This is a genomic window from uncultured Campylobacter sp. (assembly GCF_938017615.1).
Lineage (GTDB): Bacteria > Campylobacterota > Campylobacteria > Campylobacterales > Campylobacteraceae > Campylobacter_B.
Window position 1 is genome coordinate 19,783 of the sequence record NZ_CALIJA010000121.1, and the last position, 20,557, is coordinate 40,339.

Consider the following 20,557-nt stretch of genomic DNA (forward strand, 5'->3'; position numbering starts at 1 on the left):
TTGCAAAAATTTTACGAAATTATATACAAATTAACCTTTTATTTTCTTTCATTTACTCTAAAATTTGCTTTAGCGAAATTTGCATTTTCGTCCAAGCAGCCAAGCTCGAAATCCCCTGCGCCAAGACTTAGCGTAAAAGCCTCACCGTTAGTGCGCGCAAAATATTCTCCCGTTTTAACTTTAGAATTTGCAGGCGCTAGGCTTTGCGTGGTGAAATCTCGTGCCGCAGAATTTTGTTGCGAGAAATTTTGATCTGTGAAATTTTGAACTTCCGAATTTTGCTCTGTAGAATTTTGCAAGATAGAATTTTGCGACGCCAAATTTCGTGTGGCTAGATTTTCAGCTATAAAATTCAATCCCGCAGAATTTTGCTTCGTAAGATTTTGTGATTTTAAATTCTGTGGCGCTAAATTTTGTCGCATAGAATTTTGTGCTGTAAAATTTTGCTTTAAATTATCTTGCTGCGCCGTGCTAGAATGCTCGAAATCCAAATCCGCGGAATTCTCCCTCGTAAACGCGGTGGAATTTAGCGCTATAAACTCCCGCGAACCGCCGCTTAGCCTGATATATACCCGCTCGCCGAAAACCGCCGTGCACTGCACCTTTAGCCGCAGCGTACCGTCCGCGCCGGTCTCGTAGGTTTTGGCGTTGATGTCGTTTAACACGGGCTTTACGGCGGCAAATTTAGCTGCGCACCTTCCTGCGCGTACCTTTTGCGGATCGACTAGACCGTGTTTTAGCAGATAAAAAAGCTCGCTCGTGCCGTAAATTTCGCACTCCTCGTTGGGCTCAATCCCATCGATCGTAAGATCCTCGGCGCTTTGCGCGCACTCCTTTTCGCGGTACGCGTCGGTGCATACTCGCCGCAAGCTCACGCCCGCGGGGCGCGCAAACTCCACCTCGCCCAGCATGCCCGATTTATCGAGGAAGGCAAACATATTAAACGCCACTTTTGCCGCGCTGACGCCGCCGCTAAGATCCCTAGTTTTGGAGCCGTCGAAATTTCCCAGCCAGACGCCGAGGGTAAATTTCGGCGTGAGCGCGACGGTGTAGAGATCGCGCGCATCGGCGCTTGTACCCGTTTTAAACATCAGAGGCGGCGCATTTAGGGTGTTTTGCCACACCGAGCCGAGGTAGGAGCGCGGCGCGTTTCTTAACATCTGCGTTACGATGTAGGCACTTTGCGGGGTTAAAATTTTGGCATCGTCGCCGATCTTTGCGCCCGCTATTTCGAGCTTCCGCAGCTTGCCGCCGTTTGCAAACGCGCTGTATAGGCGAGCAAGATCCATTAGGCTCATCGAAATACTGCCAAGCGCGATACCTGCGCCGTAATAATCCTTGCTAAACTCCGCCAGATGCACGCCGCTAAGCATCTCATACAGCCCGTCGTCACCAAGCATTAAATTTAGCTTTACCGCAGGGATATTTAGGCTCAGACTTAGCGCGTCAGTCGCACTCACTGCACCCATGAAGCTCTGGTTGTAGTTGCGCGGCACGTAGCCCGCGAAGGTTATCGGCGCGTCGATCAGCTTCTTTGAAGGGGTGATGAGCCCGTACTCAAGGGCTTTGGCGTAGATGAAGGGCTTGAGCGTCGAGCCTACGTTTTTTTGCGAGCGCACGCCGTCGTTTTGCCCCTCATTGGCGCTAAAATCGTGGCTGCCGACATAGGCGATCACGCTCATGCTTTCGTTGTCGATCAGCACCGCAGCGCCGTTTCTAACGCCCTTATCGCGTAGAGAGAGGATCTCGCTTTTCAAAAAAACCTCAAGCGCGATCTGAGTTTTAAGATCCAAGCTCGAATAAATTTTACCCTCGTTTAGACGCGCAAGCTCCTGTGCTCGCGCAGTTTGCTCCTTGGGCTGCGAGCCCGCTTTAGAGTTTGCGGAATTTTCCTGCGTTTTAGCGTTCGGATAGGAATTTATCTGCGCTTTGGCGCTCAAAGAAGAATTTGTCTGCGCCCTAGCGCCTGAAGCGGAACCCGTCTGTATTTTGGCGCCCGGAGTAGAATCTGTCTGAGTACTAGCGTCCGACGAAGCGAAATCCGCCTGCGTACTAGCGTCTGAAACGGAGTTTGTCTGCGCACTAAAATTTGCGCTCGACCGCTCGCTAGAGCTTGCGTCTGCCTGCGGATTTTGCGGCGGATGCGCGGTATCTTGCCGACTATTTAAATTTAGATTTTGCCGATTTTGCGAGTTTTGATGCGGATGTGCGGTACCGACGACATTCTGCCGCTTGTTTAAATTTATATCCGCACTCGGATTTTGCGGCGAATACTCGGTTTGCCCTTTATTTGAATTTGCATCTGCGTTATAATTCTGCGGCGAATACGTAGCGCCTCGTTGCTCGTTTAAATTTGGACTTTGAGTATTTTGCGACGGATGGGCGGCATTAATTAAATCTTGCCTCTCATCCAAGTTTGCGCCCTCTCGTTCATTTGGTTTTACATTTTTCGGTTCATTCGGTTTTGCGCCCGCCTGTGATTCTGCGCCTTCGCGCTCGTTTAAATTTAAGCTCGTTCCGCCTAAATTTAAACTCTTCGGAGCATCCGTTTTAAAATCCGCCTCTTTGGGATTCATTTCTTTTAAATCCACTCCCGTCTGCGTGTTTGCGGCGCTAGATAAATTCAGCCCAACCTTCGCCGCAGCCGTAAAATTTGATTCGGCACCAGCCGCGTCCGAAAATTTTGATTCTACCGCCGCCGCGGCTCTGTACGCAGACGAGCCTGCTTGCCCCGCTGCTCCGCCGGGCGCTCCGTTAGAATCAAAATTTTGAGTGAAATTTGCATCATCTTTGGCGGTAAAATTCTGCATTTTATAATTGCTAAACGCTAACAGCGCATAATGCGGCGCATAATTGGGCGCTGCGTAGCGCCTGGGCGAAAACGGCTCGGCAAGAGCGCGCTCGTACTCGCTCTGCGAGATCACGCCGCCCTCTCGCAGCTGCGAAATTAGGCGGTTTTTAAGCGCGTTGATGTTTGATCTGCGGTCTAGGCGGTTTTTGTTCGGGTTTTTTGGGATCACGCTAAGAAGCGCGATTTGAGCGTTGCTAAGCTCGCGCAGGTCCTTTTTGAAGTAAAAATACGCCGCGGTCTTGACTCCCTCGATGTTGCCGCCGTATGGGGCGAGGTTGAAATACATTCCTAAAATTTCATCCTTGCTGAAGTGCCACTCCAGCTGAAAGGCGTTGAAAATTTCGATGATTTTGTTCTTGTAGCTGCGCTGTTTGGGGCGCATCATACGCGCAACCTGCATCGTAATCGTCGAGGCTCCGACGCGCTCGACGTTACCCTCGCTTTTTTTAGTAAAATTTTGCGTAAAATTATACGTAGCCGCGCGCAGGATCGAGGCTGGATTGACGCCAAAATGGTAGTAAAAATAGCGATCTTCGAAGTAGATCGCGCTTTGTTTCAGCCGCGGCGGTATCTCGTCCGCGGCTGCGTAGAAGCGCCAAATTTGATCGTCGCTGATCTGCATATTCAAAATTTCGCCGTTTCGGTCATATAAAATTCTACTTTTCTGCTTATTTAGCATATCCAAATTTAGCGGATAAAGCGCGTCCAGGATCAAAAACAGAGCGAATGCAAATGCGCAAAATAGCGCGATTTTTAACGTAAATTTTAGAAATTTCATCGCGCAATTATATCAAAGAATTTTAATGATTTTAGGCTATAATGGCGCCTTTTTGCAAAGGAATAATCTTGGACGCTCTAGCTAAGCTAAACACCGAACAATACGCCGCTGCAACCGCTCCTGCGGGGCACAATCTGATAATCGCAAGCGCAGGCACGGGCAAAACCAGCACCATCGTCGCGCGCATCGCTCATCTGCTAAATCTCGGCACGAGCCCTAGAAAAATTTTGCTTCTTACTTTTACGAACAAGGCCGCGAGTGAGATGATAGCGCGCTTGCAGCGGCATTTTGATAAAAAAATCACCTCCGCAATCGTCGCGGGCACCTTCCACGCCGTATCCTACGCCCTACTTCGCGAGCTGGGCAAAGGCGTGATTTTAAAGCAGCCCGCCGAGCTAAAGACGCTGCTAAAAAGCCTCGTAGAAAAGCGCAAATTTTATCACGTAAGCGATGCGCGCCCCTACGGCGGGGCATATTTGTACGACGTGTACTCACTGTATCAAAACAAGGAGATGAGCGCGGATTTTGGGACTTGGTTTAGCAAAAACTACGAGGATCAGGCGGAATTCGCCGAAATTTACGCAGATATTTTGCGCGAGTTTGAAGAGGAAAAGGCAAAATTTAACTACGCCGATTTCAACGACGTATTGCTAAAGATGCGCCGCGAGCTGCAAAAGGGCGCGCCGCTGCGGTTTGATGAAATTTTAGTGGACGAGTATCAGGACACGAACTCGCTGCAAGGAAGCCTCATCGATGCCTTCGCGACGAAAAGCCTTTTTTGCGTCGGCGATTTCGATCAGAGCATCTATGCCTTCAACGGCGCAAACATCGATATCATCGGCAGCTTCGGCAAGCGCTTTGCGGACGCCAAAATTTACGCGCTGAATATCAACTACCGCTCAAGCTCGGCGATTTTAGCGCTTGCAAATCGCGTTATCGCGAACAATCCGCGCCTTTACGAAAAGAAGCTGATCGTGGGTCGCGAGGGAAAATTTAGCGCGCCTAGGCTGCATGTTTACGACGATACGGCGGCGCAATACGCCCACGTAGCCGCACAGATCGCGCAAAGCAGCACTCCGCGCGAAAAGATCGCCGTCATCTTTCGCAACAACTCCAGCGCCGACGGCGTCGAGGTTGCGCTTAAGGAGCTCGGCATCGGCGCGAAGCGAAAAGGCGGCGTGAGCTTTTTTGAAAGCCGCGAGATCAAGGCCTTTACGGACATTTTCGCGATGATAATAAATCCAAAAGATATGATGGCATTTATGAGCACGTGCGAATACGCAAGAGGCGTCGGCAGCGCGCTAAGCAAGGAGCTTTTCGACGCGCTAATCGCGCTTGGGCACGGAAGCATTCACGCAGGACTTTTGCGCCCCGACGAGAGCGTTAAAATTTTTGAAAAAAAGAGGAAAAACTATCAGCTCGGGCTTTTTGACGATGTCGATATAATCGGCTCGGTATCGCGCTTTGAGGCTTTGGAATTTGACGAGTTTTTTCGCTCGCATCCGGTGCTAAAACATAATAAAATCACCGAAGGCGGTGCAGTGTTTTTGCACGAAATTTATAAAATTTTCAAAAAAAGCGGCTCCGTTGCAAGGTCTGCTACGCTGATCTCGCAGATCAAAAACTCGCGCCTTTTTGCCCTCGTAGCGGACTTTATCGCGACGAAACGCGCGACGCTAAAAAACGGCAAGATAGACGACGAGCGCAAAAAGGACGAGACCGCGCGCATCTACGATAAATGCGGCATTTTAGAGCAGATCGCGGGCAAATACGCGGATCCGCAGAGCTTTTATAACTTCATAACCCTGGGCGCAAAGGAGATGAGCGAGGGCGAGGGGGTGAATCTGCTCAGCGTGCACGCAAGCAAGGGGCTTGAGTTTTGCAGCGTCTATCTCATTGACCTGGCGCAAAACCGCTTCCCGAACCTCAAGCTAATGGCGATGGGCGGCAGCCTGGAGGAGGAGCGGCGGCTCTTTTACGTGGCGGTCACCAGAGCGCGCGACGAGCTGGTGCTAAGCTACGCGAAATTTGATAAGATCAGAAAGATTAATTACGAGCCGAGCTGCTTTTTAAGGGAAGCGGGGCTGGTGAAGTAAGCGAAATTTGCTCGCTAAATTTTAAATTTTATTTTTAGCGCGGGCGGATCGCTTGAGTAAGAATTTTACTCCTCGCATACGTCTGGCGCGCCGCTGCCCCGGCTTCTTTATCGGATCGTTAGGGCAAGAATTTCGCCGCGCGATTTTTGTAAATTTTGCGATTTGTAAATTTTTGTGGTGCGGGCGCTACGACGCCAATATGAGCGTGATTTTGCGTAGTTAGAATTGCGAAGTGGCAGGCTCTTTTGCGAGCCAAAATTTATCGACATTTTGCCCAAATTCGAGCCCGACATACGGCCTAGCGATAAAATTTTACCCCCGTCCGCCATTTTAGAATTTCTCCCGAGCCTAAGGACGATTTTAACTTTATAGCGGCGAAATTTTACTCTTACTTGAAATTTTACCGATAGCTCACTGCGAGTTGTAAGATTTCGCGCTCGTCGCGCTCGCACTGGGCGGCAGTAGGGCGGAATCGCGCTTAAAACGACATAGCGGCGCAAAATTTCCACGGCTCGCAAGCGTAAAATCGCTCTTGGTCGCAAAATACAGCGGCTTTAAACTTGTTATTTTTGCGGCTCGATAAATTTTGTAGGCGACGGCTGGGTTTTAAGCTGCTATGAAAAGCGTGACTGCTCGGAATTTTTTTGCGAGCTGCGCGCGAGCTATGTGGCAGTGCAATCAAAGGCGGTTTAAAATGGTGATATTTGCGGCGCGGGCGGTTGCAAAATTTTACGCCGCAAATGCGAGCCAAATTTTAAAATTTAGCTCCCGCTCTGCCGTAGAGTTTTGATGCGGTAAATTCCCCGTGAAATCTCGCACGGCTAGAATTTTGCAGCAGAATTCGACGGCAATAAAATTCCGCCGCCCTATTTCATCTTTCTCTTACTTTGAAATTTACGTGTTTTATACATCGCGGAGCTAAAATTTATTTGATAAATTCCAAAAATGCCGCAAATTCTACGACGAGTTAAAATTTTAAAGCGCATCAAATTTACGGCGCTGCGAAATTTAAAATTTCACTACGTATTGCGCACACTGTAAAAATACGCGCCCTGCCAAATTTATTGGCGCGACGGAATTCCGAGCGGCGACAACTCGCATATTTATAAATAGATTTCGCGTCGCGTAAAATTCCATTGCAGTTAAAGCTTGCTACCGATGAATTTATCGCCGCACAAATATACTATCCCACGCAAATTTAACGCCTCACAAAGTCCTTTGCCAGGCAATTCACATCGTATTAAACACCCTATCTCCCGCGTCTCCGAGACCCGGCACGATATATTTTTGCTCGTTTAATCTCTCGTCGATCGCCGCGGTAAAAACCTCGACCTGCGGGTAGATCTCGCTAAATTTATGAAGTCCCTCGGGCGCTGCGATGATGGAGATAAATTTGATCTTTTTAACGCCGTTTTTCAGCAGAAATTCCACCGCATCGATCGCTGTGCCGCCGGTCGCAAACATCGGATCGATGATGATTGCGGTGCGCTCTGCGGCGTCTGCGGGCAGTTTGGCGTAAAAAAACTCCGCCTGCGCGGTCTTTTCGTCGCGCTGAAAGCCTAAAAATCCCACGCTGGCGTCTGGCATGAGCTTAAATACGCTATCTAGCATCCCCAGAGCGGCGCGTAAAATCGGACAGATCATGATCTTTGTGGCGAGCTTATACGCGCTGGTTTGCGCCACGGGCGTGTGCACGCTTACCTCGCGCAGCGCCAGATCGCGCGTGGCCTCGAACATCATCAGGTAGCTGATCTCATCGACGAGCATGCGGAACTGAAACGGATCGGTCTCTCGATCGCGCAGGATCGTGAGCTTATGCTCGATCAGCGGGTGCTTGATCAGCCTCACGTTAGGCAGCTCGCACGCAGTTTGGTATATACATTTTTGGCTTTGGCTCATTTTCTCTCCTTAAATTTACTGAATTTTGCGCCCTTTAGGGCATTTTGATCGTATATTTTAGCGCGAGCTTTTGCGTCACGTCGCTGAAATTTCGCCGATAATGGCAACACGATTTTAAATTTAAAGCGTCTTTGCCTACGATATGTGCGTTTTGACGCTCAAAATTTAGCTCGGTGACTCGCTTTAAATTCAGCGCTTTAAATTTAGCTCACTTGAGCCGCCTCTGATTTGGTCGCTATTTAAACAGGGCGCGCTTTCTATCGGCACGCTGGCGCTACTTTTCGGTGAGCGCTTGCGATGTAAATTTTATCTGCGAAATTATCGTCTGAGGCGGCTTTAAATTTACTTAATGCTCGCGCTCGTGATCCAAATTTTAAAATTCCCCGCTATCTTGCGCGCCGATAAAATTTTAATTTCATGCATGCGGGCGCTGCGCAAGCAAGCTAAAACAAACCGAGCGCGTATATTTTAATTTAACTCGCCGCAAGTTGTTAAATTTTAACGTGCCGCGGGCAATCAAATTTAACAGCCCTACTCCTTCACCACGCGCAGAAAGGAATACACGTCCTGCACCCCGGGTGCGTGCGTCGCGTACCAGATCGCGTGCTTTTCATGCTCGATGTCGCTCACCACGCCGCTAAATACCACGTCGCAACCCACAATCGCCACGCGCACCGCAGTGCCCGAAACGTCGGTGTCGGAAAAGAGATTTTTCTTTAAATTTGCAAAAATTTCAAACGAATTGCACGGATACTCGGGCTTTTTGACGCGCAGATAGGTATGCACGCGCCGCACGCCTTCGGTTTGCCGAGCCAAAGCAAGCAGCGGCTCGCGCATCGCTTCGCTCTCAAGCAGCCCGATGAGATAGACCTCGCCGTAGAAGCACTCGACCTCCAGATCCCAGCTGCTAAGGCCTTTGGTAAATAGAATTTTGCTTTGGATTTTAGTCTGGATGAGCTTGTCGCTAGCGACCTCGCTTACGCTGCGGCGGTCGCGCGCTACGGAGTAGATGTCGTATACGCTAAGCGCGTTGCCAGCGGGCGCCAGCGGAGCCGCGCACGAGCTAAATAGCGCCGCGCAAGAGAGCAAAAACACCGACAAAAATGCCAGAAACAAAACCCTCAAACCCTCTCCAATCTCGTTTAATTTCTAATTATCTCAAGCCAGCTGCCGGCGCCGCTTTTTAAATTTAACCCCGCAGGCACCGTTTTATCGCAGCTTCAAATTTTGCGTCGTGAGATTTCATCCAAACCGCACGCTGTAAAATTTTACAACGCAAATTTTAAAATTTACGTTGTAATTCGCACGGCTTGCAGAATTTTGCGCTTTCGCCACGGCGGAATTTCACGCGCAGTATTCGTCGCCGTAAAATTCTACGTGGCTAAATTTAATTGCAAATTTGCCGCTGCGAAATTCTACTGGGTAAATTTCTCGCGGCGAAATTCGCCTCTGTAAAATTTTATATTTCAAAATCCGCGCCCAAAATCCGCCCGGTCGGGGCTAATTCGTCGTGAGTCCACCGTCTATCGCAAATATCGCGCCGCTGACCCATTTCGCCGCATCCGACGCCAAAAACACCGCCGCATCGCCGATGTCCTGCGCGCTGCCGATTTTGCCGAGCGGGTAGATATTTTGCACCATCTGCTCGAACGCCTCGCGTCCCTGCGGGCTAAGCGCGCTTAAATTTCGCTCAAACTGCGACGTTAGCACGCTTCCGGGCGCTATGGCATTAATGCGAATGCCGAGTTTGCCGACCTCGAAGGCAAGCGATTTGGTAAAAGAATTTAGCGCGCCTTTGGTGATCGAATACGCCGTCGTGGTGCGTCCCACGAGCATTCTGTTTGCGAAATACGACGAGATATTGATCACGCAGCCCTTGCTAGCCGCAAGCGCGCCCAAAAGCCCCTGAGTAAGCAGATAGGGCGCTTTGACGTTTAGGTTTAGATGAGCGTCCAGCAGCGCTTCGTCGGTCGCCTCAAACGGTACGAATTTTCCCAACCCGGCGTTATTTACAAGGATATCTATCTTAAGGGGTAGTGCTAAAATGCGCTCGCAAAGCCCTTTTATCGTTTTGCTTTGCGCCAAATCCGCCTCTACCGCGTAAGCTTTCACGCCGTAACCGTCCAAGGTCTCCTGCGCGATTTTTAATTTCTCCTCGCTTCTGCCGAGCAGGATCAAATTTGCGCCCTCTTCGGCGAAACACTTTGCGATGCCAAGCCCTATTCCGTCGCTTCCGCCCGTAATTACGGCAGTTTTTCCCTCTAATCGTTTCATACTTTTCCTTTTAATGCGTAAATTTATGCTCTAAAAATTTGAGCGAGACTTACGGATCTTGCAAACTTTGAAATTTTGCGGGCTTTGAAATTTTACCCGCTTTAAAATTTCGCTCGCTTTAAAATTTTACGGCGAAGCGAAATTTCGTCGATAAAATTTTACTAATTTTAAAATTCCATCGATAAAATTTCACGGCAAAATTCCATCGTAAAGCTCGCAGCGGAATTTCATCGGGAATTTCATCCGTAAATTCCACCCAAACTGCGCCGCTTGGCTTACAGCACCTGTTTTACGCTACTAGCCGTGATTTCAAGTAGCCTCGTAGCAAATGGAAATTTCGCCTTCGTTTCTTCAAACTCCGCACCGCTATCAATAAAACGCGCTGTGCCCTTCACTACAAAGCCACGCCCCGCTCCGAACCTGCCTGCTAGCTCCTTCGTTGCGACGCTAAGCTCGACGTTCGGATTAGCCTCCACGTTGCTTTGCGTCTTTTTCATACCCGCAGCGGGGATAAGGATGCGATCACCCTTAATGACGAGATATCTGTTCCACGTATTGCTGATATGAGCCTCGCCCTGCGCGCAGGTAGCGATACCCACGGCGCATTCATAATTCAAAATCTCCAAAAATTCCTTGCTAAACATTTTCTCTCCTTAAATTTACATTTTAAAGCTCGCGATTTTGGCTGACAAGCCCCGCGCGCAACTGAAATTTTAACTACCTCCGCCACTTTCCGCCGCGGTTAAATTTTATACTTCAAAAGCGCGTCTTTTTCGGCCTTGCTTACGCGAAAGCTATCGCGGATCTTCGATATCGCCTTGTTTTGGATAAATTTAACCGCCCGCTTGCTCTCTAAAAACGCAAGCGTGGTCTCGCGCTGCTTGATAAACATCTCCGCTATCGCCCACGCCGCGCTCATCTGCACGTAATACCGCTCGTCGCTTTCGGCGGCGCAAATTTCAAAAAATTCCTCGGGCGAGATCGCGTCCATATTTCGCATAAAATAAACGTAGAAAAATCGCCTCTCAAACTCGTCCGCGCCGTTTTTAGCCTGCTTTAGCAGCGCGTCCGCAAAAGCGGCGTCTCTGAATTTCGGAGCGAACATATCGCAAACCGCCCAATTAGGCATCGTTTTGATAAAACTACTCGCAAGCGCGAATTTCGTCTCATCCTGCTTAAAAAGCATTATAAAAAAGCCTTTTAGCACGAACTCCTCGTGAAAAACCGGCTCATAATTTTGCAGCTTGCGACGCGCTTCATCCGCCCCGCCCAAAGCAGCGAAGCTTTTGCGAGCAAGCGCACGCAGTGCGAGAGTGCGCACGCCTAAAATCTGCGGCGCCGGTATCAGGCGCTGCGAAAATTGCGCCAACTTCTCCTCGCTTAGCGCTCGCAACTGTCCTAGCATATTTTCTCGTAAATCCATAGCTTTCCTTTAAATTTTTATTTCAAATTTTAACTCACCAGGCGCAAGCTGATCTCGGCGCGCCGAAATTTAGCCGCACCAGATTATTTATTTAAACGGATCGCGATGCAGCTCAAACTAATCGCTCGATAGATCGCGTTTAAATCGCTCGCCGCACCCACTTAAAGCCTTTTGCTCAAAAATACGCCTGCTAAATCGCGCCATATGCCGCTAAGCAGAGCAAGCCGTATCGCCAAAGCCGCTTAAATGAAACTCGGCGCGTCGTTTGAAAACAAAATTAGATCGCCGCTGTGCGTATTTTCGCTCAAAACCCGCTGCAGATCGCGCTTGTCCTTCAAAACGATAGTTTTTGCCGGATCGATCTTTCTTTGCAAAACCTCGGAATTTAACTCGCCCGTAATGATCGCGAGATCAAAAATTTCATCGATTTTAGCAGCGAGCGTCTCGTTGTCCTCGCGCGTGCTCTCAACGATGCCCGGCGTGATGATGACCTTGCGCCCGCCGTAGCTTCGCATCAGCTCGTAGCTTTGCAGCATGCCGCTTAGATTGCCGTTGAAGCTATCGTCGATGATGATTTTGCCGCCCGCATCGAGACGCGCGAGCCTGTGCTCGACGGCGCTGACGCGCTCGACGCGGCTTTTGATCTTATCAACGCTAAGCCCTAAAAATCGCGCGATCTTTATACACGCGGCGAGATTTGCGGCGTTAAATTTACCCAAAATCGGCGCAAAAAACTCATGTCTCTCGCATAGTTCTCTCCGCCCGTTTAAAATTTTACGCTCACTCAAAGCTTCTTGCGAGCCCTGCTCTTTGTCGCTGCAAATTTTATCGTCGCTAGCGGCGCGGACGGCTTGTTTGCAAAATTCTTGCTCGCTCCGTTCGGCGCGGGACATGGAATTTGCATCGTCAAAATCGGCGCCGTAATTTTTAGAATTTTTGTCTTTTTCCGCGCATGCCGCACTGCTTGCGTCTAAGCTCAAATCGCCCTGCCCTTCGCCACCTGCGGCAGATGTGTCTGCATGCGGCGCGGAATTTTCGCCGCTCGCACCGCTTTCATCCTCGCTCAAGCTAAGGCTAAATTTTATTCCGTCCATATCCGCATCGTAAATTTCCAGCCCCTCGTCGTAGATAGTGACGCACTCGCTCGGGCTTTTTTGCGTGCAGCTGTGCAAAAACGCATGCTTTAGCCGCGCGCTTGTTAGCGCTTCAAGCTTGGTTTTGCGGATGTTTTCGATGCTTTTGAAATACTCGATGTGTTGCGCGCCGATCTCGCCCACGACGACGATCTGCGGCGCCAAAAACTCGGTGATCTCGGCGATGTCGCCGCTTAGCCTGGCGCCTGCTTCGGCGATGTAGATCTGCGTATCTGCGGGTAGCGCCTCGTTTATGTCGCGCACTAGCCCCGCTAGCGTATTTACCGAGCGCGGCGTCTTGTAGCAGCGAAAGTCGTTTTTTAAAATTTGATACAAGAAGTTTTTAATGCTCGTCTTGCCGTAGCTTGCGGTGATCTGAATGATCGTAAGGGAGGGCATCTGGGCTAGTTTTTTGCGCGCGGCGGCCTTAAATTTCGCAGCCTGCGCCCGCTCGTAAGCAAAGCTCGCCGCAAGAGCGGCGCCAAGCGGTAAAAATATCGGCAAAATTGGGCCCCCCGCGGCATAAAACGCGGCGTTAAAGCTAAACACACAAACCGCCAAAATCGCAAAAAATCGCTTCACGCGCGGCGTAAAGACGAGCTTTTTATCAAGCCCTCTTTGCCAAAAATAAAGCGCTAGCGCATAGACCGCGACGATTAGAATTTTAGCGGCGTGCAGAGCATAGAGGGACGCGGCGCCGAATTTAGCCGCGCAGAGGCTCGCCGCGACCTCGCAGCCAAGATACGCCGCTAACGGCAAAATCAAAAAATAGAGGTGCCACGCAGGCTTGGTGAAGTGAAAGATGATGCGCGCGGGCTTGTACGAAAACCACTGCAGGCAGGTGATCAGATAAAAGCCCAGCAGTAGGACGAATGCCGCGTGCGCGATCAAAAATATTATATTCATCTTTTAAAATTCCTTTTTATAAATTTACGCGCCCGCTTTGCGAGCCTGTGCGGGCAAACGCGGCGAGTTCGGACTAACAGGCATTCGACTTCATTTGCAACTTTTACGAATTCTCGCTTTGCAAATTCTATTTTACAAACTTCGCTAGCTCGCAAATTCACGCTCTCGCAAAAGCTGCACGAGCCGCGCTAGATAAATTTACGCTGCCGCGCGGCTCTTTCGTTATTGATACTGTGCCGCACTCATCTCTTGCGACCTGAAATTTTCGCATGCTGTATATCTTACGATATCTAGCCCCACCTCGCGCGATGTTTGTATTATTTGCGGAATATAGGCCTTGTATCGCGACAAATACATGACGCAGCTATGCGACCAAATAATCGTCCGCTTTTCGGTGCACACACGCGGTTTCGCCTCATTTATACGGCTGCCGCAACCGCAAGCACAGAGTGGAAATGACCCGCTGCTGCGTTAAAATTTTAAAATTTAACGCGGCACGCTGCAATTTGAGCTTTGCGTTTTGAACTACGCGCCCAAAGAGCGTATTTTGCGTCGCTAAATTTTAAATATATGCCGCATACTTCGCGGCTTTTATGTTTAAATTTACGCTTCGGTTTGCGATCTTTGGCGCAAACAGATTGCAAAATTTTAAAACGCGCGGCGCCAAATCGTTAAATTTAGCTGCCGCCAAGCTCCTTTTCGATCTGCTCGCCGATAAAATCCGCGCTCTGCAAAAAGAAAAAGTGATCCCCCGCCAGCGGATAAAATTTGCTGTTTTTAATGAGCGAGTGGATCAGCTCGCCGCTTTTTAGGCTAGTGGCGCGATCGTCCTTGCCCCAAAAGATGAGCGCATTTTGCGGGCTTAGCGCGGAAAAAATATCGCGAAAGTCCTCATTTACGACGTTTTTTAGCGTCTCATACATCGTCTTGCTCATACCTGCGGCATCCTTGCTCGCAAACGCACGCCAAAGCCCCGCCAGGCCAAATCTTTTTAAAATTTTAAAAATCGCGATTTTGGCGCGCACGGCAAAGGGCTTGGGTTCGATGATACCGGCGCTGCTTAGCAGTATGAGATTGCGTGGAGCTAGCAATGCAGCGATCTTGCCGCCGAAGCTGTGCCCCATAATCGCTGCGGGCTGCTTGCCAAAAGCTGCGATAAAGGCGCGCATAATCTCCGCGTAATCCTCGCTGCCAAGGGCGCGCGCGGGCTGCGAGCTGGCGCCGAATCCCGGCAGATCGATGCACACTAACGCGTAACGGCGGAATTTATCCGCAAAAACTCTAGACATAAGCGCTTTGTTTGCACCCCAGCCGTGCAACACCAAAATATATTCGGTGCGCTGCAGGTTTGAAATTTCGTAGCTGATCTTGTAGCTTTCGCCGCCGCAGACGAGCTCCTTACTCGCCACCGCCGCTCCTTTTGGCGTAAACGGCCTTGAGTAGCTCGACTGCTTTTTCGAGCCGCTCAAACTCGCTCATACTGATCATCACGGCTTCGAATTTGTTATTTTTGACGATCAGGGCTTTTTTAATCTCTTGGTTTTTGATCTTGTTTAAAACGGTGCTGAAGTTGCGCACGATCTCGGTAGCGGTGTAAATTTCGTCTTGATTTATCATAACTCGACCTTTTGGAGTAAAATTTTACGCAAAATTTAGCGTAAAATTTTAAACGATTGGCTATTTATTAGCGGTGATTTTGGTGATCAGCTCGTAGCTTACAGGGATCTGCCTCATCGGCGGCAGCGACGAAGCAAGAGCTGCTAAAACCTCGGAGAAATCATCAAATAGGTAGTTTGCGAGGCTGCCTGGGTTCGGATTTATTTCATTTAGATAAATTTCGCCCTCTTTTTCAAAAAAATCGCAGCGAATGAGCGCGCCATCGAATGATCCTGCGTTATAAAGCCGCGTAAAGGCGTCTTTCATCTTACCCTCTAGCAAAGCGCCAGGACGAGCGGGCTCGATCGCGCCACTACGCGAAAAATCCAAATACTTACGATCGAAATTTAAATAGCCCTCTTTTTTCGGCTCTTCGATATTCGAAAATACGATTTTGCCGTCTATTTTAGCGCCTGCGAGATTGAATTCCTTTACGTTTTCCCAGTATGGCTCTACGATCGCGCTGTCGTCCAGCTCAAAAGCCTGATCTAGCGCGTAGCTAAACTCGCTTTCGTTCTTGGCTATCGAAATTCCGATGCTAGAGCCCAAATGAGCGGGTTTAACGATGATCGGAAAATTAAAATTAGGCAGACTAGTACGATTTACGATCTCATACGGCAGGGTTTTTACATTTGCGATTGCAGCTAGGTGCTTGGTTAAAATTTTATTATAGCTTAGCACGCTAGCTTCTATGCGAGGTCCGATATAAGGGATGCCAAAAAACTCAAATAGCGCTGCCATTTTGCCATCCTCGCCGTCGCAGCCGTGGATTAGATTGATATATGTGCCGACTTCTAGCATGCTTTTGCTAAACATTCCGCTCTCAAAAAATCCGCCCGCACCGATGCTAAGCTCTTTTGCTTTAGCATAGCCGCCCTGCTTAAAATACGCCGCGCGCATATTTTTATCCTCAATGCGGTAAAATTTACGATTTTTATCGCAAAATACAAACTCCAAGTCCCAGCCTTTTAGGGCATTTTTGACGGCAATTGCCGAGATGATACTTACTTCGTGCTCGTAGCTTTGAGCTCCAAAAACTATGCCAAATTTCATTGCTTTCCTTCAAATTTTATTTTCTACGCTAATTTTTTTAACGCCTCTTTGACAAGATCTGACGTATTCGTGCTGCTGCAGCCCGCTAAAATTTGATTGATCTTATCGCGCTTAAATCCAAGGCTTTGTAGCGCGGACGCCGCTTCATTTTTATAAGTCTCGCTAGGACCGAATTCCATTAGCTTCGCATCGCCTAGTTCGGCAATGATCCGTCTAGCGGTCTTTGGGCCGATGCCCGGAACTGAAGTTAGCGTCGCAGCATCCCCCGTAGCTACGCAACGCGCGAAATCCTGCGGAGCGAGCGTCGAACAAACCGCCATCGCCGTGCTTGCACCTACACCGCTAAGCTTGATTAGAGTTTCAAACATCCTTTTTTCACTCTCGTCTAAAAACCCATACAGCGAATCGGCATCCTCGCGCAGAATTTGTACGCACGCAAGCTCGGTCAGCCTGCCCTGCGTGAGCTTCGCGGAGGTATTTAATGACAATGAAAGGGCGTAGCTTACGCCGCTAGCGCATTTAATGACGCAAGCAGTGGGCTCCTTGCGCGTGATAATTCCTTCGATTGCCGCTATCATCTAAGAGCCTTTAAAATTTCGTTTATGCTCTCATTAAGCGCTAAATTTAGAGCATTATAAATGCTTTGCGAGCTAGGATCAGGCACAAAAACGCGCTTAGTGACGATGCCTGATTTTATGCTTTCTAAAGAATTCAAAATTTCATACCCCATCGTGACAGTTGCTTGATCGTTATTGACCTGAAGCGCTACGATACTGGTTTTTAGGCGCAAATCCCGCTCTTTTGGCACAAATATCGGATTTAGCGAGCAGGTGGAAAATGCCGCATCAAGCAGCGCCTTATATACCATCTCGCTAGGCATCGTGATAAATTTGGCGTCGCTTGCGAACCGCGTTCGGTTTCTAAAATCTACTATTAAAATATCCCGCCTATCGACGAGATCGGTCGCCGTGATGGTGTCGATAAAGATATTTTTGCGCGTACCGCTAGGATTTACGCAACGCTTTTGATCATAACGCAGCTCGTAGTAGGTGTATGGCTTAGCCTGCTTAGCTAAGCAGCCGCCTAAAAATATCGCCGCCAGCGTCGCAGCAAGCGTAAACTTTATAAAATTTTTCATCTTTATTCCTTTTTATCGTCGCGATCCGCGCTTTTAGAAGTGTCTTTAAAAAAGAAATCATAAGGATTGTCCTCTAGCCTAAACATCGCGCCTTGGAATTCTCTAAGCGATTTTTTCAGCTCGCCAAGAGTGTTTTTTGCCTCCTCAAGCGTAGGATCCAAGATCGCTTTTAGATTGTACTCGCCGCGATCGATACGCTTAGTGATGATACCTGCGGTTTTATCCAGTGAATTCGATAGATTGGCAGCACTCACGGCAAAGGCGTTTAGATTATCTAGCAGCGCGTCTAGCTCCTTCTCGCGCTCGTTTAAATTTGCTATGAGAGTATTTACATTAGCAAGCAGTGCGTCTAGGCTTTGGAATTTTTTTTCATCGCTTAGCTCAGCGCTAAATTTATCCATCGAAGATAGAATTCTATCCACTTTATCAGTATTTTGTTTAGACAACAGCCCATTAATCTTAAAGATCATCTCGCTCACGCTATCGGTGATGACTTCAGCTTTAGAGCCGATTTTATCAAGAAGCGTTTTATCCAGCGCAATTATCGGCTTTTTATCATTCGGCGGGAAAAGCTTGCCGCTTCCTTTCGTGATATTTATAAACGCGATTCCGCTGATGCCTTGAGATTCTACCTTGGCGACGCTATCTTGCGAGATCGGTAGCTTGCTTTTTACCGAAATTTCAATCTCAATAATCGCATTTTCGATATCGGCAAAGTCGATACTTTTGATGATGCCCGCATTTACGCCGATAAATTTAACTTCGGAATTCTCCTTAATGCCTACGGGAAGCTCTTTTGTGTGGATATAGTAGGAGCGGTAGCTCTCGCTGCGGTCGGTCTTAGTAAGCATCCACCACATAAATGCCGTAAGAGCCGCGACGCAGATCATAACAAATGCGCCTACTATCGTGTATGAAGTTCTATTTTCCAATCTTTTCTCCTAATTTCAGAGTGTAAAATTTAAGCCCTGCGATATGCCTTAAAAATAGCCGTTTAAGCTTAAATTTTAAAACTTAGCCTTTTCTCAAATAGTCGCAAAATTTGCAGAATCATCTGAGTTTAAATTTTAAAGCTTAGCGTGCATTTTGAAATTTCAAAATATCGCCGCGCCGTATTTTAGCGTAAAATTCTACCGCCCCGATTTAATTTAGCGCCATTTGCTCGTTTAAATTTTTAAAATTTAATGCACTATCCAATAAATGCGCCCTTAAATACGACCCGCCTAAATTTTAAAATTTCGATTGAGCCGCTAAAGTCTAAATTTTAAAATTTAAGCCCTGCGAAGCCAGGAATTCCTCGCTAGGTTTAAAATTTAAAATTCTTCCGCTGCTATTTTAAAATTTCAGCTCCTACCTATCTAAATTTTACTCGCCGCGAGCTGTATTTTAGCTCGGTAAATTTCAAAGCTCAATCCCTTTGCCGCATCTTAAATAGCTCTTCAAGCGGGTTATTCTTTAAGCCTGAAATCTCCTCGATGCTTCCTTCAAAGGCGATTTTTTGATTATCCACGATCAAAAACCTATCCAAAATGTCAAAGATACTATCCACGTCGTGCGTGACCATCACGACCGTGACGCCAAGGCTGTCTCTAAGCTCGCAAACAAGCCTATCAAGGGCTCTGGCGCTGAGCGGATCAAGCCCTGAGTTTGGCTCGTCCAAAAATAAAATTTCAGGGCTAAGTGCTAGCGCGCGAGCCAGCGCCACGCGCTTTTTCATACCGCCGCTAAGCTCGTTTGGTCTAAGCGCGGCGGCCTCCTTCTTAAGCCCCACCTTTTGGATCCAAAACATCGATAGCTCATCTATCTCGCGCTCACTAAATTTAGAGTATTCGCGCAGTAGCACACCTACGTTTTCGAGCACGCTCATTGAGCTGTAAAGCGCGCCGAACTGAAACATCACGCCGCATTTTAGGCGGATCTCGTTTTGCTCCGCCTCGCTCGCGCGCCAAATATCGCGCCCGAAAATTTTAATCTCGCCGCTTTGCGGGCGTTTTAAAAATATGAGGGTTTTCATTAACGTCGTTTTACCGCTGCCGCTGCCGCCTAAAAAGCCGTAAATTTCGCCCTTTTTGACGCTAAAACTCACGCAATCGTGCATAACGCGCGATCCGTACGCGGTAGTAACGTCGCGCGCGACGATAATTTTAGCGCTTTCGCTGGATTGCATTTGCTCGCTCATAGCCCGATTTCCGAAAACAAAACCGCAAATACCGCGTCGATCGCGATGACCCAAAATATCGCATTTACGACGCTGATCGTGGTGTATTCGCCGATGCTTTGGGTATTTCCTTTTACTTCGAAACCCCGCATGCAGCCGATGATAGCAATGAATGCCCCGAAAAACGGCGCTTTAATCATACCTACTAAAAAATGCCTAAGCTCTACAGAAGCCTTAAATCTATCCAAATAATCGCTAAAGGCTATGTCTAAATACGCGTCACACACAATCATCTGCGCAAGGATACTCACGCCGTCTGCGATAAAAATAACTAGCGGCATGATTAGTACCATCGCGATAATGCGCGGCATCGCAAGAAAATAAAACGGATCAAAGCCCATCGTCCTCATCGCATCAATCTCTTCTGTGATCTTCATCACGCCAATCTGCGCCGTAAAGCTCGAAGCCGAACGACCCGCGATAACGATAGCGGCGATTAGAGGTGCTACCTCGCGAAGCGTCAAAGCACCCATTATATCAATGATATAGATGCTGGCACCAAATTTAGAAAGCATATCCGAGCCGATGTAAGCAAGCACGATGCCGATCAAAAATGCCGTCAATGAGACGATGAAAAGCGCGTCTATACCGCTATCTTTGATGAAATTTACGATTTCTTTGAAACGGAATTTCATCGGATGAATTACAAAAGCCGCGAGTTTAGAAAAAAACTCGCCTAAAAAGCTTGCAAGGCTTAGCAAGCCTAGAATTCCAAGATGGCAATAAAGTCCGATCTGCGCTAAAAAATTTAGCCTGCGAGATTCGGGTACGTAGCTAAAATCGATCGTTTTATCATCCATAAAGCTTAGAATTTTGGCGGCTTTACTGCTATCCTCCACAAGGCTAACCCGCTTGCCGGCAAGGGCGTTTTTGATCATCAACGCCATGAAGTAGTCTAAATTTGAAATTTCGCTTAAGCTTAGCTCCAGCTCGTTTAAATTTTTTACCGCTTTTTTTAGTGCAAGTAACTGCGAGCGCGAGCTTTTGTAGTTCCACTGCCCGCGTAGCGATAAGGTGTTTTTCCCGCCCGAGCTTTCGAGCGAAAAGGCTAAATTCCGCAAAAATTTCTCTCCAAAATCAAAAAATAGGGGAAATTATAATATAATCAACCTTGGCATTTTATAAAATTTAA

The 20,557-nt window shown here is 48.2% G+C and carries 16 protein-coding genes; 1 reads left to right on the plus strand and 15 read right to left on the minus strand.

Annotation, left to right across the window (positions count from 1 at the left end; all coding sequences use genetic code 11):
• Positions 1-38: 38 nt before the first annotated feature.
• On the minus strand, positions 39-3,629 hold the full coding sequence (locus Q0620_RS06220) for a transglycosylase domain-containing protein (RefSeq protein WP_298783813.1): 3,591 nt from the start codon (positions 3,627-3,629) through the stop codon (positions 39-41).
• A 41-nt stretch (positions 3,630-3,670) separates the two neighbouring features.
• On the opposite strand from Q0620_RS06220, the gene Q0620_RS06225 reads away from it, so the two are divergent.
• On the plus strand, positions 3,671-5,725 hold the full coding sequence (locus Q0620_RS06225) for an ATP-dependent helicase (protein WP_298783814.1): 2,055 nt from the start codon (positions 3,671-3,673) through the stop codon (positions 5,723-5,725).
• A 1,230-nt stretch (positions 5,726-6,955) separates the two neighbouring features.
• Here the strand turns inward: Q0620_RS06225 and upp are convergent.
• The 14 genes from upp to Q0620_RS06295 all read right to left on the minus strand — a co-directional run bounded on the left by upp (position 6,956) and on the right by Q0620_RS06295 (position 20,486).
• A complete protein-coding gene (gene upp / locus Q0620_RS06230; RefSeq protein WP_298783841.1) occupies positions 6,956-7,582 on the minus strand; it encodes a uracil phosphoribosyltransferase in 627 nt (208 codons plus the stop codon).
• A gap of 573 nt (positions 7,583-8,155) precedes the next feature.
• Positions 8,156-8,749: a BON domain-containing protein gene (locus Q0620_RS06235; RefSeq protein WP_298783816.1), complete on the minus strand. Its 594-nt coding sequence runs from the start codon at positions 8,747-8,749 to the stop codon at positions 8,156-8,158.
• A 375-nt stretch (positions 8,750-9,124) separates the two neighbouring features.
• Positions 9,125-9,898, minus strand: coding sequence for an SDR family oxidoreductase (locus Q0620_RS06240; RefSeq protein WP_298783818.1), 774 nt, complete (start codon positions 9,896-9,898; stop codon positions 9,125-9,127).
• A gap of 275 nt (positions 9,899-10,173) precedes the next feature.
• Entirely contained in the window at positions 10,174-10,542 is a 369-nt protein-coding gene (locus Q0620_RS06245; RefSeq protein WP_177389050.1) for a pyridoxamine 5'-phosphate oxidase family protein, read from the minus strand.
• Positions 10,543-10,640: 98 nt separating this feature from the next.
• On the minus strand, positions 10,641-11,321 hold the full coding sequence (locus Q0620_RS06250; protein WP_298783821.1) for a DNA alkylation repair protein: 681 nt from the start codon (positions 11,319-11,321) through the stop codon (positions 10,641-10,643).
• A 242-nt stretch (positions 11,322-11,563) separates the two neighbouring features.
• Entirely contained in the window at positions 11,564-13,360 is a 1,797-nt protein-coding gene (locus tag Q0620_RS06255) for a Mur ligase family protein (protein ID WP_298783823.1), read from the minus strand.
• Between the two features lie 677 nt (positions 13,361-14,037).
• On the minus strand, positions 14,038-14,769 hold the full coding sequence (locus Q0620_RS06260) for an alpha/beta fold hydrolase (protein WP_298783825.1): 732 nt from the start codon (positions 14,767-14,769) through the stop codon (positions 14,038-14,040).
• A complete protein-coding gene (locus tag Q0620_RS06265; protein ID WP_177389042.1) occupies positions 14,759-14,977 on the minus strand; it encodes a type II toxin-antitoxin system Phd/YefM family antitoxin in 219 nt (72 codons plus the stop codon). The genes Q0620_RS06260 and Q0620_RS06265 overlap by 11 nt, the downstream gene beginning before the upstream one ends.
• A 60-nt stretch (positions 14,978-15,037) precedes the next feature.
• On the minus strand, positions 15,038-16,069 hold the full coding sequence (locus Q0620_RS06270; RefSeq protein WP_297881318.1) for a D-alanine--D-alanine ligase: 1,032 nt from the start codon (positions 16,067-16,069) through the stop codon (positions 15,038-15,040).
• A 23-nt stretch (positions 16,070-16,092) separates the two neighbouring features.
• The gene (gene ruvA / locus Q0620_RS06275; RefSeq protein ID WP_298020223.1) at positions 16,093-16,647 is read right to left on the minus strand and encodes a Holliday junction branch migration protein RuvA; all 555 of its coding nucleotides are present in this window, start codon (positions 16,645-16,647) and stop codon (positions 16,093-16,095) included.
• A complete protein-coding gene (locus Q0620_RS06280) occupies positions 16,644-17,207 on the minus strand; it encodes a hypothetical protein (protein ID WP_297943510.1) in 564 nt (187 codons plus the stop codon). The genes ruvA and Q0620_RS06280 overlap by 4 nt, the downstream gene beginning before the upstream one ends.
• A 2-nt stretch (positions 17,208-17,209) precedes the next feature.
• Positions 17,210-18,139, minus strand: a complete 930-nt coding sequence (locus Q0620_RS06285; protein ID WP_298027139.1) for an MlaD family protein — start codon at positions 18,137-18,139, stop codon at positions 17,210-17,212.
• A gap of 476 nt (positions 18,140-18,615) precedes the next feature.
• Positions 18,616-19,386 (minus strand): ATP-binding cassette domain-containing protein, encoded by a 771-nt coding sequence (locus Q0620_RS06290; protein WP_298783828.1) that lies wholly within the window; start codon positions 19,384-19,386, stop codon positions 18,616-18,618.
• Positions 19,383-20,486, minus strand: coding sequence for an ABC transporter permease (locus tag Q0620_RS06295; RefSeq protein WP_298783829.1), 1,104 nt, complete (start codon positions 20,484-20,486; stop codon positions 19,383-19,385). The genes Q0620_RS06290 and Q0620_RS06295 overlap by 4 nt, the downstream gene beginning before the upstream one ends.
• Between the last annotated feature and the right edge of the window lie 71 nt (positions 20,487-20,557).